Origin of the sequence: Streptomyces sp. NPDC005551, assembly GCF_042871785.1 — a bacterium.
Lineage (GTDB): Bacteria > Actinomycetota > Actinomycetes > Streptomycetales > Streptomycetaceae > Streptomyces.
Genome location: NZ_JBIAJE010000009.1, coordinates 336,609 through 352,570, shown reverse-complemented (window position 1 = coordinate 352,570; position 15,962 = coordinate 336,609). Strand labels below are relative to the sequence as shown.

Here is a 15,962-nt window from a genome sequence, read left to right as displayed (position 1 = left end):
TTCGGTCTGGAACCTGGGCGCGCTCAGGGGCACGGGGGCGGAGGTCACAGGGCCAACTCCGGGGATTGAATGGCGTCGTCACCGGCGGTCCGGGCGGCGGGGACGGTGCCGCCGCCGTCGGCCGGCCGGGCCGCGTACAGGGTCTGGAGGTGCTCGACGAGGGTGATCAGCACCTGCTTGCTGGACGCGCGGGACCGGGCGTCGCAGTCGAGCAGCGGGACGTGCGGGTCGAGGTCGAGGGCCTCGCGGATCTGGGCGGGGGTGTGGGTGGGGCCGCCGAAGTCGTTGCAGGCCACGATGAACGGCGTGCCGTGGTGCTCCAGGCGGTCGATGGCGTACCAGGAGTCGTCGATGCGGCGGGTGTCGACGAGGACGACCGCGCCGAGCGTGCCCGCGAACAGCCGGTCCCACAGGAACCAGAAGCGCTCCTGTCCCGGCGCTCCGAAGAGGTACAGCACGTTGCGCGCGTCGAGCGTGATGCGGCCGAAGTCGAAGGCGACGGTGGTCGCGGACTTGCCGCGCACCTCACTGATGTCGTCGACGGCCTCGCCGGCCTGGGTCATCGTCTCCTCGGTGTTGAGGGGACGTATCTCGCTGACCGAGCGGACCAGGGTCGTCTTGCCGACGCCGAAGCCGCCCACGACCACGATCTTCAGGCCGTTGTCGGCGGTGGCCCCCAGCGGGGTCCGCGCGTCAGAGGTTACGGAGTCCAACGAGCACCTGCTCCAGGATGTCGGGATCGGGAAGAGCGTCCTTCTGCGGGTGGCGGGCGCTGATGCGGCCCGCGGCCAGGAGGTCGGAGAGCAGGATCCGGGTGATGCTCACCGGCAGCCGCAGCTCGGCGGCGACCTCCACGACCGCGGTGGGCCGTTCGGCCAGCCGCAGGATCGCGGCGTGCTCGGACTGCATGCCCGTGACCGGATCGCACTCGGCGACCACCAGCGTCACCAGGTCGAACGGGGTGTCGGGCCCGGACCGGGTGCGCCCTCCGGTGAGGGTGTAGAGCCGGTCGGGGGCGTCGTCCCTGCCGGGGCGGCTCATGACGTACGCGGCTGCGCGCTCAGGTGTTCGCCGAGTTGCTCCACGAGTTCGCTCATGTTGTGCCCGACCAGACCGGCGTCGGCGTCCTCGCCGGTGACCACGGCGAGGTGCGCGCCCTCGCCGGCCTCCACGATGAACAGGACGCCGCCGTAGAACTCGGCCATCGCCGAGCGCACGCCGCCGCTGCCGTCGCCGAACTCGACGGACGCCCCGTGGGACAGCGACTGGATGCCCGCGGCGATGGCGGCGAGCTGGTCGGCCTGGTCGACGGAGAGTTCCGGCGTACGGCACAGCTTCAGGCCGTCGCGGGAGAGCACGAGTGCGTGCCGGGCTCCCGGGGTGCGCTCCAGCAGGCCCTCGATGAGCCAGGTGAGCTTCTCGTCGGCGGTGGTGGTGCCGGTCATGGGGTGGTGTCGCCTTCCGGGTGCGAGGGGGAGTGCGCGTGCGGGGGGCCGGCGGGGGCGTCGGCCGGTTCTGGGGAGGTGGCGGTGGGGCGGTCGGTGTCCCGGAGCGCCGCCGGGGCGGTGTGCGCGGTCTCCGGGGGGAGGGCGGTGTGCGCGCCGCGGGGCTCGCCGAGGCCTGCGTCCTCGGCGGTGTGCGTGCCGCCGTCCCGCTCGGCGTCCTGGGCGGGGTGCGCCTCGCGTCCGCCGTCCCGCGCTGCGTCCTGGGCGGGGTGCGCCTCGCGTCCGCCGTCCCGCTCGGCGTCCTGGGCCGCCGCCGCACCGCGTACGGCCTGGCGGAAGCTGCCGAAGCGGGCGACGCGGGCCCTGGTGTCGTCGGCGGAGGGTGCCTCGCGCTCGGTCCTGCCGTGGGCGCCGGTGCCGTGCGCGCGGCGTTCTGCCGCCGCGAGGGTGCGGCCCCGGCGCCGCTTGGGCAGACCGCCGGTGGCGCTCGGGCCGGGGGCGTGTCCGGCGCGGGCGGGCGACTCGTGGGTCGGGAGCGGGTCCGGGTCCAGGTCGGCGGCGGCACGGGCGGCGGCGTACGACACCGGTGGCCGGGTCGGCGACGGCTCGGCGGAGCCGTGACCGGCGGGGTCCGCCGGGGAGGCCGGGGCCGGCTCGGCGGCTGCGGCGGGGGCGTTCCTCAGGGCGGGCCGGGTGGTCGCGGCGGGCGCGGGCACGGCCGGCTGCGGGGCGGCGGGCGGCGCCAGGAGTTCCTGGGGGATGAGCACCAGGACGCCGGTGCCGCCGCGCGCGGACGGCCGGAAGGACACCTTGAGGCCGTGCTTGCGGGCCAGCCGGCCCACCACCGCGAGGCCGAGCCGGGTGCCGGTGAGTCCGCCGAGGCCGGTGACCTCGCCCGACACGGCGCTCTCGGCGCGGCGCAGCTGGACGTCACCCATCACCAGGCCGCTGTCCTCGACGGAGACGATGACGCCCGCCGGCACCTCTTCGACGTAGACGTGCACCTCGGCGGTCGGCGGCGAGAAGTTGGCAGCGTTGTCGAGGAGTTCGGCGAGCGCGTGCATCACGCCCTCGGCCGCGTGTCCGGAGACGGCGACCTCGCTGGCGGAGTGCACCCGCACGCGCTGGTAGCCGCTGATGCGGCCCATCGCGCCGCGCAGGATCGACTCCATGACGATCGGGCGGGCCCAGCGGCGCCCGGAGCGGGCGCCCGCTAGGACCGCGACGGAGTCGGCGAGACGGCCGGCCTGCGCGGTGCGGTGGTCGAGGTGCAGGAGGTCGGTGAGGACCTCCTCGTCGGAGTGCCGCTCCTCCATCGCGCGCAGGTCGGCGAGCATGCCGGTGGCCAGGGCCTGCATCCGGCCGGCCGCGTTGGCGGTGGCGGAGAGGGCGGCGTCCCGGGCGTTCTCGGCCTGCCGGGTGCGCTCGGCCAGGCGGGCGTTCTCCGCGGCGAGCCGGGCCCGGTCCTCGGTGAGCCGCTGCCGCTCCCGGGCGGACTCCTCGCCGAGCCGCGCCCGCTCCTGTGCGAACTCCTCGGCGAGGCGCACCCGTTCCCGTGCCGCTTCCTCGGCGAGCCGGGCGCGGTCCTGCGCCAGCTCACCCGCCAGGCGCGCGCGCTCCTGCGCGAACTCCTCGGCCAGCCGGGCCCGTTCGTGCAGGAGCCGCCCGGTGTCGGCCGTCGTGGCGTCGAGTCGGCGGCGCAGCGTCCTGGACGTCTGCGCGGCGCGGGTGGCCACGGCGACGGCGGCGCACAGCAGTACGGCACCCGTGCCGGCGCCCCAGGCGAGGGGCGTGCGCACGGAGTCCGGGGCCAGCGCGACCGAGCCGGCGACCACGAGGGCGGCCAGGACGGCGGTGAGCAGCGGAAAGGGCGCGACCGTACGGAAGGTGGGCCGTTCGCCTGGGGGGAGGGGCGCGGTCATGAATCGTGTCCTCGGTCGGGGCCTCGGTCGTGTTCTGGGCGAGAGTCATGTTTCTGCGCGGGAAGCGACACCTGATGCCCAACAGCCGGTCACTATATGAGAGTTCGTGATCGAATTGGGAAGGTTCCGTTCCCGGTCTCAGAATCCGGCCGCATTTTGCCGGAACCATGGCACGCGCGGGCGGGCGTCAGGGCCGCGGCGGACGGGCACGGGAGGCGCGGCGGACGGGCAGGGGACGCTCGGCCGACGGGCGTCGGGACGCGCACGCGGCGGGCATCGGGGCGCGCGGTGGACGGATGGCGAGCGCGCGGCCGACCGGCGACGGCCGGCGTGAACAGCAGGCCCGCAGCGCGTGGCGGGCAGTCCCGGAGCGGGCGGCCGACGGTCCCGCAGCACACGGCCGACGGGTCCGGAGCGGGCGGAGGGCGGGTCCGCAGCGGACGGGAGACGGGCACGGAAAGCCCGGAAGGCGGGCCCGGAGCGGGCGGCGGACGGGCACGGAACGCGCGGCGGACGGTCGCCGTCGGTGCCCGGGGGCATCCTGGGCTCATGACGGAACTCGGGCGGCAGGGCGGCACGGACGGTCTCGGCGGCCGGGGCGCGAGGAGTCCCGGGGAGCGGGGCGGGCGGCCCCCCGCGGACCCGGGAGAGCTGCGGGCCGCGCTGGCCGCGGCCGTACGCGGTGAGGTCGCCTTCGGCGCGACGGCCCGCGCGCTGCACACCATGGACGCCTCGAACTACCGGCGCGTCCCGCTGGGCGTCGTCTCCCCGCGGGACGCCGACGACGTGGCCGCGGTGCTGTCGGTCTGCCGCGCGCACGGCGTGCCGGTCGTACCGCGCGGCGGGGGCACGTCGATCGCGGGGCAGGCCACCGGCACCGGCGTCGTCCTGGACTTCACCCGCCACATGAACCGGCTCCTGTCCCTGGACCCCGGGGCCCGCACGGCGGTGGTCCAGCCCGGGCTCGTCCTCGACCGGCTCCAGGAGGCGGCGGCCCCGCACGGCCTGCGGTTCGGCCCGGACCCCTCGACCCACAGCCGGTGCACGCTCGGCGGCATGATCGGCAACAACGCGTGCGGCTCCCACTCCGTGGCCTGGGGGACGACCGCCGACAACGTGCGCGGCCTGTCGGTGCTCACGGCGCGCGGCGAGGCGCTGCGGCCCGGCCGGGACTGGGCGGGCGCCCCCGACGGCCTGCGACCGCTGCTGGAGGGCGAGTCGGCGCGGCTGCGCACGGGCTTCCCGGACCTCCCGCGCCGCATCTCCGGTTACGCGCTGGACGCGCTGCTCCCCGAACGCGGCGCGGACGTCGCCCGCTCGCTCTGCGGCTCCGAGGGCACGCTGGCCGTGCTGACGGAGGCGATCGTCGGGCTGGTGGAGGCCCCCCGCGCGCGTGCCCTGGCCGTCCTGGCGTACCCGGACGAGAGCGCGGCGGCCGAGGCGGCCGCGGGCCTGCTGCCGTACGGGCCGCTGACGGTGGAGGGCATGGCCGCGGACCTGGTCCGCTCCGAGGCGGGTCTGCCCCGGGGCGGCGCCTGGCTGTTCGTGGAGACGGGCGGCGCGGACCCGGGGGAGGCACGCGCGCGTGCCGACGCGATCGTGCGGGCCGCCGACGTCCTGGACGCCCTCGTGGTCACCGACCCGGCCGGGCAGCGAGCCCTGTGGCGCATCCGCGAGGACGCGAGCGGTACGGCGACCCGGATGCCGGAGGCGGCGGGCGGCGGCGAGGCCTGGCCGGGCTGGGAGGACTGCGCGGTGCCGCCCGCCCGGCTCGGCGCGTACCTGCGGGACTTCCGGGGCCTGCTGACGGCCCACGGCCTGCGGGGCACGCCGTACGGCCACTTCGGCGACGGCTGTATCCATGTGCGCATCGACTTCGACCTGATCACGACCGCCGGGGTGGGCCGCTTCCGGCGCTTCTCCGAGGAACTGGCGGAACTGGTCGTCTCCCACGGCGGCTCCCTGTCGGGCGAGCACGGGGACGGCCAGGCGCGGGCGGAACTGCTCCCGAAGATGTACGGGAACGGGATGGTCGCGCTCTTCGAGCGGGTGAAGTCGGTCTGGGACCCGGACGGTTCGCTCAATCCCGGCATGCTGGTGCGGCCCCGTCCGCTGGACGGGAACCTGCGCTTCGCGCCGCTGCCGCGCGAACCGGTGGACGTGGTGTTCGGGTACCCGGCGGACGGCGGCGACTTCGCGGCGGCCGTGCGGCGCTGCGTCGGCGTCGCCAAATGCCGCACGGCGCAGCCCGGTCCCGGGGTGATGTGCCCGTCGTACCGGGTGACGGGCGAGGAGGAGCACTCCACGCGGGGGCGGGCGCGGCTGCTGCACGAGATGCTGGCCGGCGAGGTCGTGACGGACGGCTGGCGCTCGGCGGAGGTCAGGGACGCGCTGGACCTGTGCCTGTCCTGCAAGGGCTGCCGCACGGACTGCCCGGTCGGGGTGGACATGGCCACCTACAAGGCGGAGTTCCTGCACCACCACTACGCGGGCCGCAGGCGCCCGGCGGCGCACTACGCGATGGGGTGGCTGCCGCGCTGGCTGGACCTCGTCGCGCGGACCCGCTCGGCCCGCCTGGTCAACTCCCTCACCTCCGTGGCGCCGTTGGCCGCCCTCGCCCGGCGGCTCGGCGGCATCGCGCCCGAGCGGCCGATCCCGCGGGTGGCCGTCGAACCGTTCGGCCGGTGGTGGTCGCGGCGGGTGCGGCGCTCGCTGCGGGACCTGCGGCGCGGCGGTCCTGGCCCCTTCGCCGCCGCCGGGCGCGACACCGTCGTCCTGTGGCCGGACACCTTCACCGAGCACCTGTCGCCGTCCGTGGGCCGGGCTGCCGTACGGGTCATGGAGTCGGCCGGACTGACGGTCCTTGCGCCGCCCCGGGCACGGCTGAAACCGGCGCCGGTCGGGGACGGTGTGACCCGCGGGCCGCTGGGTCCCGGCACCCTCGCGGGTCTTCGCCGGGGGCGTGTCTGCTGCGGCCTGACGTACGTCTCCACCGGCCAGCTGGACCGGGCCCGCGCGGTGCTGAGCCGCACCCTGGACCTGATGGAACCGGTCCTGGACAGCGGGCTGCCCGTGGTCGTCCTGGAACCGGGCTGCGCCGCCGCCCTGCGCACCGACCTGCCGGAACTCCTCCACGACGACCCGCGCGCACCGCGGCTGGCGGCGGCGGTGGTCACCTTCGCCCAGGCGCTGGAACGCCACGCGCCGCACTGGGCCCCGCCCCGCGTCGACCGCCCGGTGGTGGGCCAGACCCACTGCCACCAGCACGCCGTCCTCGGTGACGCGGCGGAGCGGCGGCTGCGCGAGGCGGCCGGTCTGACCGGTTCCCTCGCGGGCGGCTGCTGCGGCCTGGCCGGCAACTTCGGCTTCGAGAAGGGCCACTACGAGGTCTCGGCGGCCTGCGCGGAGGAACAGCTGCTGCCCGCGGTGCGCTCGGCACCCGAGGACGCGGTGGTCCTCGCGGACGGCTTCTCCTGCCGCACGCAGCTGGACCAGCTGGCGGGGCGCACGGGACGGCATCTGGCGGAGGTCCTGGCGGAGGCGCTGGACGCGGGGCGGGCGGGCCGCTGAGGCGGCAGCCGAGGCGCTCGCCCCCGGCCGTCCGGAGGCGACGTGTCACCGGCGTCCGGAGGCGACGTGTCACCGGCGTCCGGAGGTGACGTGTCACCGGCGTCCGGAGGTGACGTGTCACCGGCGCGTCGTAAGCTGCGAAAGTGCTCCACCATCCTGACCGAGTCCATTACTGTGGACTTGGAAGTACAGTGAGATAGACGCATCTCGACGACTCCACGAGCGACCCCTTGGACGGCCCCCGTGACTCTCCCCAGTGCCGACCGGCCCCCCGTGGTCGCCGCGGCAGCGACGGCGAGCGAGCCGTCCCTCGCGGCGGCGGCCGGCACCGCGACCGAGGAAGGCAGCCGGGGCCGGGGCGCCCTCGGACCGGTGGGGCTGGTCCTCGCCGGCGGGATCTCCGTGCAGTTCGGCGGCGCCCTCGCGGTGAGCCTGATGCCGCGCGCGGGAGCCCTCGGCGTCGTGACCCTGCGGCTCGTGGTGGCCGCGGTCGTGCTGTGCGCCGTGTGCCGGCCCCGGCTGCGCGGACACTCGCGCGCCGACTGGGGGACCGTCGTCGTCTTCGGCGCCGCCATGGCCGCGATGAACGGGCTCTTCTACCAGTCGGTGGCCCGCATCCCGCTCGGCCCCGCCGTCACCCTCGAGGTGCTCGGCCCGCTCGCCCTCTCCGTCTTCGCCTCCCGCCGCGCCGTGAACCTGCTGTGGGCCGGGCTCGCCCTCGCCGGCGTGTTCCTCCTCGGCGGCGGAGGCTTCAGCAGCCTGGACCCGGCGGGGGCCGCCTTCGCGCTCGGCGCGGGCGTCATGTGGGCCGCGTACATCGTCTTCAGCGCGCGCACCGGCCGCCGCTTCCCGCAGGCCGACGGGCTGGCCCTCGCGATGGTGGTCGCGGCGGTGCTGTTCCTGCCGCTGGGCATCGCCGAGTCCGGTGCCAGGCTCCTGGTGCCGACCACGGTCGCCCTGGGCGCGGCCGTCGCCGTGCTGTCCTCCGTCCTGCCGTACACCCTCGAACTGCTGGCGCTGCGCCGCCTGCCCGCGTCCACCTTCGCGATCATGATGAGCCTCGAACCCGCCATCGCGGCCACCGCCGGGTTCCTCGTCCTGGACCAGGCGCTCTCCGTGTTCGAGGGCGTCGCCATCGCGCTGGTCATCGCCGCGAGCATGGGCGCCGTACGGACCCAGGTCGGCCGGACCGGGCCCAGGAAGCCCAAGTCCTGACGGCGGTTCACCGCCCCTGAGCGCGGGGAGTGTCGACCGCCGTTCACCGTCCTCGATCGCCGGAGTCCTGGCGGCCCACCGTTGCCCGCGGTCCCCCGGCCCGGTGGCGCATGCCTGCCGGTCGCCGCAAGCAGGCCGGTCGCCCGCCGAGAGGCGTAGGGACATGGGCCAACCGCCCTGCAGGGCGGTTGGCTGTTGGAGGCTCCCGTCAGCGGGGCAGTCTCCTCCGCGCCCAAAGGAACCCGGCCACCCCGCCGACGACAACGAGGTACACCGTCAGTGGTCCGTCGTTCAGGATGAGGCCTGGCATGGCGATGACGGCCACGATCAGGAGCCATCCGCATCCGGCCATCGCGATGTCCGCCGAATCAGGGCGTCGCCCACCCTTGTCCACCCGTTCCCCCTTCGCTGGCTGCTACCTGACCCAGACATCTACCGCACGTCCCGCCCGGCGCGGTCGTCCAGGGCGCCGGAACACGCCGCACAAAAATTAATGCAAGCACGCTTGCTTGTTTCTGGTGGCGCTGCCATGCTCCCTGCACGCCGTCGTCCCCGAGGGGAGCGCATCGTGTCCGAAGCGTCGTCCGTGATCGACGATCTGTGCCGGGAGAGCGAGGAACTCGACCGGCTGGTGGGGGAGCTGGACGCGGAGCGGTGGGCCCTGGCCACGCCCGCCGTCGGGTGGAGCGTCGCCCACCAGATCGCCCATCTCGCCTGGACGGACCACTCGGCGCTGCTCGCCGTCACCGACGCGCGGGCCTTCGCGGCGGAGGTGGACAAGGCGCTGTCGGCGCCGGACACCTTCGTGGACGAGGGCGCCGACGCGGGGGCCGCGCTGCCGCCCGCCCGGCTGCTCGCCGAGTGGCGGCAGGGGCGCGCGGCGCTCGGACAGGCCCTGCGCGCGGCACCCCCCAAAGCCCGCTTCCCCTGGTACGGGCCGCCGATGTCGGTCGCCTCCATGGCCACCGGACGCCTCATGGAGACCTGGGCGCACGGGCAGGACGTCGCCGACGCGCTGGGCGTGGTCCGCGCCCCCACCGACCGGCTGCGGCACGTGGTCCGGATCGGGGTGCGGGCGCGCGACTTCGCCTTCCGGGCGCGGGGGCTAGACGTGCCGCCGGAGGAGTTCCGGGTGGAGGTGGTGGCGCCGTCCGGGGAGCTGTGGACGTACGGGCCGAAGGACGCCGGCCAGCGGGTCACCGGTCCTGCGCTCGACTTCTGCCTGCTGGTCACCCAGCGGGCCCACCGCGCCGACCTCGCCGTACGGGCCGAGGGGGCCGACGCCGACCGGTGGCTCGACATCGCGCAGGCCTTCGCGGGACCGCCGGGCGCCGGACGCGAGCCCGGGGGCGGCGACCGGTGACCTCACCCGCCCCCCTGCGGATCGGCAACGCCTCCGGCTTCTACGGCGACCGGTTCGACGCCCTGCGCGAGATGCTCACCGGCGGCCCGCTGGACGTCCTGACCGGCGACTACCTGGCCGAACTGACCATGCTGATCCTGGCCAGGGACCGGCTGCGCGACCCCTCGCGGGGATACGCCAGGACGTTCCTGCGGCAGCTGGAGGAGTGCCTCGGGCTGGCCCGTGAGAAGGGCGTACGGATCGTCGCCAACGCCGGCGGTCTGAATCCCGCGGGTCTCGCCGCGGCCGTTCGGGAACTGGCCGCGCGGCTCGGCATCCCGGTCCGGGTCGCCCACGTCGAGGGCGACGACCTCGCCGCGGGCCACCCGGGGAGCCTGGCCGCGCACGCGTACCTCGGCGGCGGCGGGATCGCCGCCTGCCTGCGCGAGGGTGCCGACGTCGTGGTCACCGGGCGGGTGACCGACGCGGCACTGGTCACCGGACCCGCCGCCGCCCACTTCGGCTGGGGGCCGGAGGCCTACGACCGGCTCGCGGGCGCCGTCGTCGCCGGGCACGTCCTGGAGTGCGGCGCGCAGGCGACCGGCGGCAACTACGCATTCTTCACCGAGCACGACCCCGGCAGGCTGCGCCGCCCCGGCTTCCCGCTCGCCGAGCTCCACGCGGACGGCACCGCCGTCATCACCAAGCACGACGGCACCGGCGGAGTCGTGGACGTCGGCACGGTCACCGCGCAGCTGCTGTACGAGACCTCCGGCGCCCGGTACGCGGGCCCCGACGTCACCGCCCGGCTCGACACCGTGCGGCTGACCGGGGACGGACCGGACCGGGTGCGGATCGACGGGGTGCGCGGAGAGGCCCCGCCGCCCACCCTCAAGGTCGGGCTCAACCGGCTCGGCGGATTCCGCAACGAGGTCGTGTTCGTGCTGACCGGGCTCGACATCGAGCGGAAGGCGGCGCTCGTCCGGGACCAGATGGAGGCGGCGCTCGACGCCGCCGAGTGCCGCCCCGCCGACGTGCGGTGGGACCTCGCGCGCACCGACCGTCCCGACGCGCCGACCGAGGAGACGGCGAGCGCCCTGCTCCGGCTCGTCGTGCGGGACGCGGACCAGGACGTGGTGGGCCGGACGCTCAGCGGGGCGGCCGTGGAGCTGGCGCTGGCCAGCTACCCCGGATTCCATGTGCTGGCGCCACCCGGGAAGGGCGCGCCCTATGGGGTCTTCGAGGATGTGTACGTCGGCCATGGAGCCGTGGACCACGTGGCCGTCCTCCACGACGGGCGCCGGATCCCCGTGGCTCCGCCCCGGGACACGCGCGTACTGGAGACACCGCCGGCGCCACCGCTGCCCGACCCGCCCCCGGCCGGCGGCCCGACCCGTCGCGCCCCGCTCGGTCTCGTCGCCGGCGCCCGCAGCGGCGACAAGGGCGGCGACGCCAACGTCGGGGTGTGGGCGCGCACCGGCGAGGTCTGGCCCTGGCTCGCGCACACCCTCACGGCCGACCTGTTCCGCGCACTCCTGCCCGAGACGGCCCCGCTGACCGTCGTACGCCATGTGCTGCCGAACCTGCGCGCGCTCAACTTCGTCGTCGAGGGGATCCTCGGCGAGGGCGTCGCCTCGCAGGCCCGCTTCGACCCGCAGGCCAAGGGTCTCGGCGAATGGCTGCGCGCCCGCCACCTGGACATACCGGAGGCTCTGCTGTGACGGTCATCGCGTCCGCCCTGGACGCCGACAGCCCCGACCACCGTGCGAACCGCGCGGCCATGCTCGCCCGGCTCGCCGAGCTGGACACCGAGCACGCGAAGGCCCTCGCGGGCGGCGGCGAGAAGTACGTGGCCCGGCACCGGGGGCGCGGCAAGCTCCTCGCCCGCGAACGCGTCGAGCTGCTGCTCGACCCCGACACGCCCTTCCTGGAGCTGTCGCCGCTGGCCGCCTGGGGCAGCGACTACGCGGTCGGCGCCTCCCTGGTGACCGGCATCGGGGTGGTCGAGGGCGTGGAGTGCCTGATCACCGCGAACGACCCGACCGTGCGCGGCGGTGCCAGCAATCCGTGGAGTCTGAAGAAGGCGCTGCGGGCCAACGACATCGCGCTCGCCAACCGGCTGCCCTGCATCAGCCTCGTGGAGTCCGGCGGCGCCGACCTGCCGTCCCAGAAGGAGATCTTCATCCCCGGCGGGGCGATCTTCCGCGACCTCACCCGGCTCTCGGCGGCCGGGATCCCGACGGTCGCCGTCGTCTTCGGCAACTCCACGGCGGGTGGCGCCTACGTCCCCGGCATGTCCGACCACGTGATCATGGTCAAGGAGCGGGCGAAGGTCTTCCTCGGCGGGCCGCCGCTGGTGAGGATGGCCACCGGTGAGGAGAGCGACGACGAGTCCCTCGGCGGCGCCGAGATGCACGCACGCGTGTCGGGCCTCGCGGACCACTTCGCCGTCGACGAGCGGGACGCCCTGCGCCAGGCCCGGCGGGTGGTCGCCCGTCTCAACCACCGCAAGGCGTACGGCGATCCGGGCCCGGCCGCGCCCCCGAAGTACGACGAGGACGAACTCCTCGGCGTCGTCCCGGGCGACCTCAGGCAGCCCTTCGACCCGCGCGAGGTCATCGCCCGCGTCGTCGACGGCTCCGACTTCGACGAGTTCAAGCCCCTCTACGGGACCAGCCTGACGACCGGCTGGGCGAGCCTGCACGGCTATCCCGTCGGGGTGCTGGCCAACGCCCGGGGCGTGCTGTTCAGCGCCGAGTCCCAGAAGGCCGCCCAGTTCATCCAGCTCGCCAACCAGCGCGACATCCCGCTGCTGTTCCTGCACAACACCACCGGCTACATGGTCGGCAGGGAGTACGAGCAGGGCGGCATCATCAAGCACGGCGCGATGATGATCAACGCGGTGAGCAACTCGCGGGTCCCGCACCTGTCCGTCCTCATGGGCGCCTCGTACGGAGCCGGTCACTACGGCATGTGCGGGCGGGCGTACGACCCGCGGTTCCTGTTCGCCTGGCCCAGCGCCAAGTCCGCCGTCATGGGCCCGCAGCAGCTCGCGGGCGTCCTGTCGATCGTCGCCCGGCAGTCGGCGGCGGCGAAGGGACAGCCGTACGACGACGAGGCCGACGCGGCCCTGCGCGCCATGGTGGAGCAGCAGATCGAGTCGGAGTCCCTGCCGATGTTCCTGTCCGGGCGGCTGTACGACGACGGGGTCATCGACCCGCGCGACACCCGCACCGTCCTCGGCCTGTGCCTGTCCGCGATCCACACGGCGCCCTTCGAGGGCGCGCGCGGCGGCTTCGGCGTCTTCCGGATGTGACGGCCATGACGGATGTGAGGTCCCCCCGAGTGATCACTTCAGTCCTCGTCGCCAACCGCGGCGAGATCGCCTGCCGAGTCTTCCGCACCTGCCGCGAGCTGGGCATCAGGACCGTCGCGGTGCACTCCGACGCCGACGAGAACGCCCTGCACGCACGCGTGGCGGACGCAGCGGTGCGGCTGCCGGGCGCGGCGCCCGCGGACACGTATCTGCGCGGCGAACTCGTCGTGCGGGCCGCCCTGGCCGCCGGGGCGGACGCCGTGCACCCCGGGTACGGCTTCCTGTCCGAGAACGCGGACTTCGCGCGGGCCGTGACCGACGCGGGCCTCGTGTGGATCGGACCGCCGCCCGGGGCGATCGAGGCGATGGCGTCCAAGACGCACGCAAAGAAGCTGATGGGGCTCGCTCCTTTGGAGAAGGTCACCCGGGACGACCTCCCGGTGCTCGTCAAGGCGGCGGCGGGCGGCGGCGGACGCGGCATGCGCGTCGTACGCGAACTCGACCAGCTGGATGCCGAGTTGACGGCCGCGCGCGCCGAGGCGCTGAGCGCCTTCGGGGACGGCGAGGTCTTCGTCGAGCCGTACCTGGAGGGCGGGCGGCACGTCGAGGTGCAGATCCTGGCCGACACGCACGGCACGGTGTGGGCGCTGGGCACCCGGGACTGCTCCCTCCAGCGGCGCCACCAGAAGGTCATCGAGGAGGCACCGGCGCCCGGCCTCACCCCCGAACTCACGGCGGAACTAGGCGAACTGGCCGTGCGCGCCGCCCGCGCGGTCGACTACACCGGGGCCGGCACCGTCGAGTTCCTGGTCGCGGACGGCAGGGCCCACTTCCTGGAGATGAACACCCGCCTCCAGGTCGAACACCCCGTGACCGAAGCGGTCTTCGGCATCGACCTCGTGGCGCTGCAGATCCGCGTCGCCGAGGGCGCTGCCCTCGAAGACGGTCCGCCCGCCGCCCGCGGCCACGCCGTCGAGGCCCGTCTCTACGCCGAGGACCCGGCCCGCGACTGGGCCCCGCAGACGGGCACACTGCACCGCCTCACCGTCCCGGACGGCATCCGCCTGGACACCGGTTACACCGACGGCGACCTCATCGGCATCCACTACGACCCGATGCTCGCCAAGGCCGTCGCCCACGCGCCCACCCGCGCCGAGGCGGTCCGCAAGCTCGCCCACGCCCTGGAATCGGCCGACGTCCACGGCCCCGTCACCAACCGCGACCTGCTCGTACGGTCACTGCGGCACCCCGAGTTCACCGGCGCGCGCATGGACACCGGCTTCTACGAACGGCACCTGGCCGCACTCACCGAGGCGGTCCCGGACCCGTACGCGCCGCTCGCCGCCGCGCTCGCCGACGCCCACGGGCGCTCCCGCCTCGGTGGCTGGCGCAACCTCCCCTCCGCGCCGCAGACCAAGCGGTACCTGATGCACGGCACCGAGCACGAGGTCCGCTACCGCCACACCCGCGACGGCCCGACCGCCGAGGGCGTGCGCGTCGTCCACGCCGACGCGGCTCTCGTCGTCCTGGAGATCGGCGGCGTACGGCGGAGATTCCCCGTCAGCCGGTACGGCGACCGGATCCACGTCGGCGCCACCGCCCTGACCGCCCTGCCCCGCTTCCCCGACCCGGTGGCCGACCGCACCCCCGGTTCGCTGCTGGCGCCGATGCCCGGAACCGTCGTCCGCGTGGCGGAGGGCCTGGCCGAGGGGTCCGCGGTGGAGGCCGGACAGCCCCTGCTGTGGCTGGAGGCGATGAAGATGGAACACCGGATCGCCGCCCCGGCCGCAGGCACGCTCACCGACCTGTGCGTCACCCCCGGGCAGCAGGTGGCGGTGGGGTCCCTGCTGGCAGTGGTGCGCGAGGCCTGAAGCACGGGAGGACATCGCCCGGGCGGCACCGACGCGCGGGCGCGACCGGCCACGACGAAACCCGCAGACGAAGGAGCCGCATGAGCCCCGTCATCGAGTCCGACGAGCACAAGGCCCTCAGGGCCGCCGTATCCGCCCTCGGCAGGCGCCACGGCCGCGCACACGTCCGGAAGGAACTCTGGTCGGAGGCGGCAAAGCTCGGCTACCTCGGCGTCAACCTCCCCGAGGAGTACGGCGGCGGTGGCGGCGGGATCTCCGAACTGTCCATCGTGCTGGAGGAGTTGGGTGCGGCCGGCTGCCCCCTGCTGATGCTGGTGGTCTCCCCGGCCATCTGCGGCACCGTGATCGCCCGCTTCGGCACCGACACCCAGAAGCGCGAGTGGCTCCCCGGCCTCGCGGACGGCACCCGCACGATGGCCTTCGGCATCACCGAGCCCGACGCCGGCTCCAACTCCCACCGCATCACCACCACCGCCCGCCGCGACGGCGACGACTGGCTGCTCAGCGGGCGCAAGGTGTTCATCTCCGGCGTCGACATCGCCGACGCCACCCTCATCGTGGGCCGCACCGAGGACGCCCGCACCGGCCGCCTCAAGCCCTGCCTGTTCATCGTCCCGCGCGACACCGAGGGATTCGGGCGGCGGCGGATCGACATGGAACTGCACAGCGCCGAGAAGCAGTTCGAGCTGACCCTGGACGACGTACGGCTGCCCGCCGACGCGCTCGTCGGCGAGGAGGACGCGGGCCTGCTCCAGCTGTTCGCCGGACTCAATCCCGAGCGCGTCATGACCGCCGCCTTCGCGATCGGCATGGGCCGCTACGCGCTGTCCAGGGCCGTCGAGTACGCCCGCGACCGCACCGTCTGGCGGCAGCCCATCGGCGCCCACCAGGCCGTCGCCCACCCCCTCGCACAGGCCCACATCGACATCGAACTCGCCCGCCTGATGATGCAGAAGGCGGCCTTCCTCTACGACTCCGGGGACGACGCCGGCGCGGGAGAGGCCGCCAACATGGCCAAGTACGCGGCCGCCGAGGCCTGCGTGAAGGCGGTCGACCAGGCCGTGCACACCCTCGGCGGCAACGGCCTCACACGGGAGTTCGGCCTCGCCTCGCTCATCACGGCCGCACGCGTGGCCCGGATCGCCCCGGTGAGCCGGGAGATGATCCTGAACTACGTCTCCCACCAGACCCTGGGCCTGCCCAAGTCGTACTAGGAGTCGTAACGAGCGCCGTGCAAGGAGCCGTACCAGGAGCCGTACAAGCACTCGTACCAGGAGGAAC

The 15,962-nt window shown here is 74.8% G+C and carries 11 protein-coding genes; 7 read left to right on the top strand and 4 right to left on the bottom strand.

The window, feature by feature from the left end:
- Positions 1–44: 44 nt before the first annotated feature.
- Genes ACFYP4_RS26715 through ACFYP4_RS26700 form a run of 4 tightly spaced genes read right to left on the bottom strand, consistent with a single transcriptional unit; the run spans position 45 to position 3,367 of the window.
- Entirely contained in the window at positions 45–713 is a 669-nt protein-coding gene (locus ACFYP4_RS26715; protein ID WP_358853960.1) for an ATP/GTP-binding protein, read from the bottom strand.
- Positions 694–1,041: a DUF742 domain-containing protein gene (locus ACFYP4_RS26710; RefSeq protein WP_358853959.1), complete on the bottom strand. Its 348-nt coding sequence runs from the start codon at positions 1,039–1,041 to the stop codon at positions 694–696. The genes ACFYP4_RS26715 and ACFYP4_RS26710 overlap by 20 nt, the downstream gene beginning before the upstream one ends.
- Positions 1,038–1,445, bottom strand: a complete 408-nt coding sequence (locus tag ACFYP4_RS26705; RefSeq protein ID WP_121402281.1) for a roadblock/LC7 domain-containing protein — start codon at positions 1,443–1,445, stop codon at positions 1,038–1,040. The genes ACFYP4_RS26710 and ACFYP4_RS26705 overlap by 4 nt, the downstream gene beginning before the upstream one ends.
- Entirely contained in the window at positions 1,442–3,367 is a 1,926-nt protein-coding gene (locus ACFYP4_RS26700) for an ATP-binding protein (protein WP_358853958.1), read from the bottom strand. The genes ACFYP4_RS26705 and ACFYP4_RS26700 overlap by 4 nt, the downstream gene beginning before the upstream one ends.
- A gap of 549 nt (positions 3,368–3,916) precedes the next feature.
- Between ACFYP4_RS26700 and ACFYP4_RS26695 the strand changes: the two genes are divergently transcribed.
- From ACFYP4_RS26695 to ACFYP4_RS26665, 7 genes are all read left to right on the top strand, one after another.
- Positions 3,917–6,937 (top strand): FAD-binding and (Fe-S)-binding domain-containing protein, encoded by a 3,021-nt coding sequence (locus ACFYP4_RS26695; protein WP_388788658.1) that lies wholly within the window; start codon positions 3,917–3,919, stop codon positions 6,935–6,937.
- 243 nt (positions 6,938–7,180) lie between these two features.
- On the top strand, positions 7,181–8,152 hold the full coding sequence (locus tag ACFYP4_RS26690; protein ID WP_358853957.1) for an EamA family transporter: 972 nt from the start codon (positions 7,181–7,183) through the stop codon (positions 8,150–8,152).
- Positions 8,153–8,681: 529 nt separating this feature from the next.
- Positions 8,682–9,515, top strand: coding sequence for a TIGR03084 family metal-binding protein (locus ACFYP4_RS26685; protein ID WP_388788655.1), 834 nt, complete (start codon positions 8,682–8,684; stop codon positions 9,513–9,515).
- Entirely contained in the window at positions 9,512–11,215 is a 1,704-nt protein-coding gene (locus ACFYP4_RS26680) for an acyclic terpene utilization AtuA family protein (RefSeq protein WP_388788652.1), read from the top strand. Before ACFYP4_RS26685 ends, ACFYP4_RS26680 begins: the two co-directional genes overlap by 4 nt.
- On the top strand, positions 11,212–12,810 hold the full coding sequence (locus ACFYP4_RS26675) for a carboxyl transferase domain-containing protein (protein ID WP_358853954.1): 1,599 nt from the start codon (positions 11,212–11,214) through the stop codon (positions 12,808–12,810). The genes ACFYP4_RS26680 and ACFYP4_RS26675 overlap by 4 nt, the downstream gene beginning before the upstream one ends.
- 29 nt (positions 12,811–12,839) lie before the next feature.
- A complete protein-coding gene (locus ACFYP4_RS26670) occupies positions 12,840–14,681 on the top strand; it encodes a biotin carboxylase N-terminal domain-containing protein (protein WP_388788649.1) in 1,842 nt (613 codons plus the stop codon).
- A gap of 80 nt (positions 14,682–14,761) precedes the next feature.
- On the top strand, positions 14,762–15,895 hold the full coding sequence (locus ACFYP4_RS26665; protein ID WP_388788646.1) for an acyl-CoA dehydrogenase family protein: 1,134 nt from the start codon (positions 14,762–14,764) through the stop codon (positions 15,893–15,895).
- The last annotated feature ends 67 nt before the right edge of the window (positions 15,896–15,962 follow it).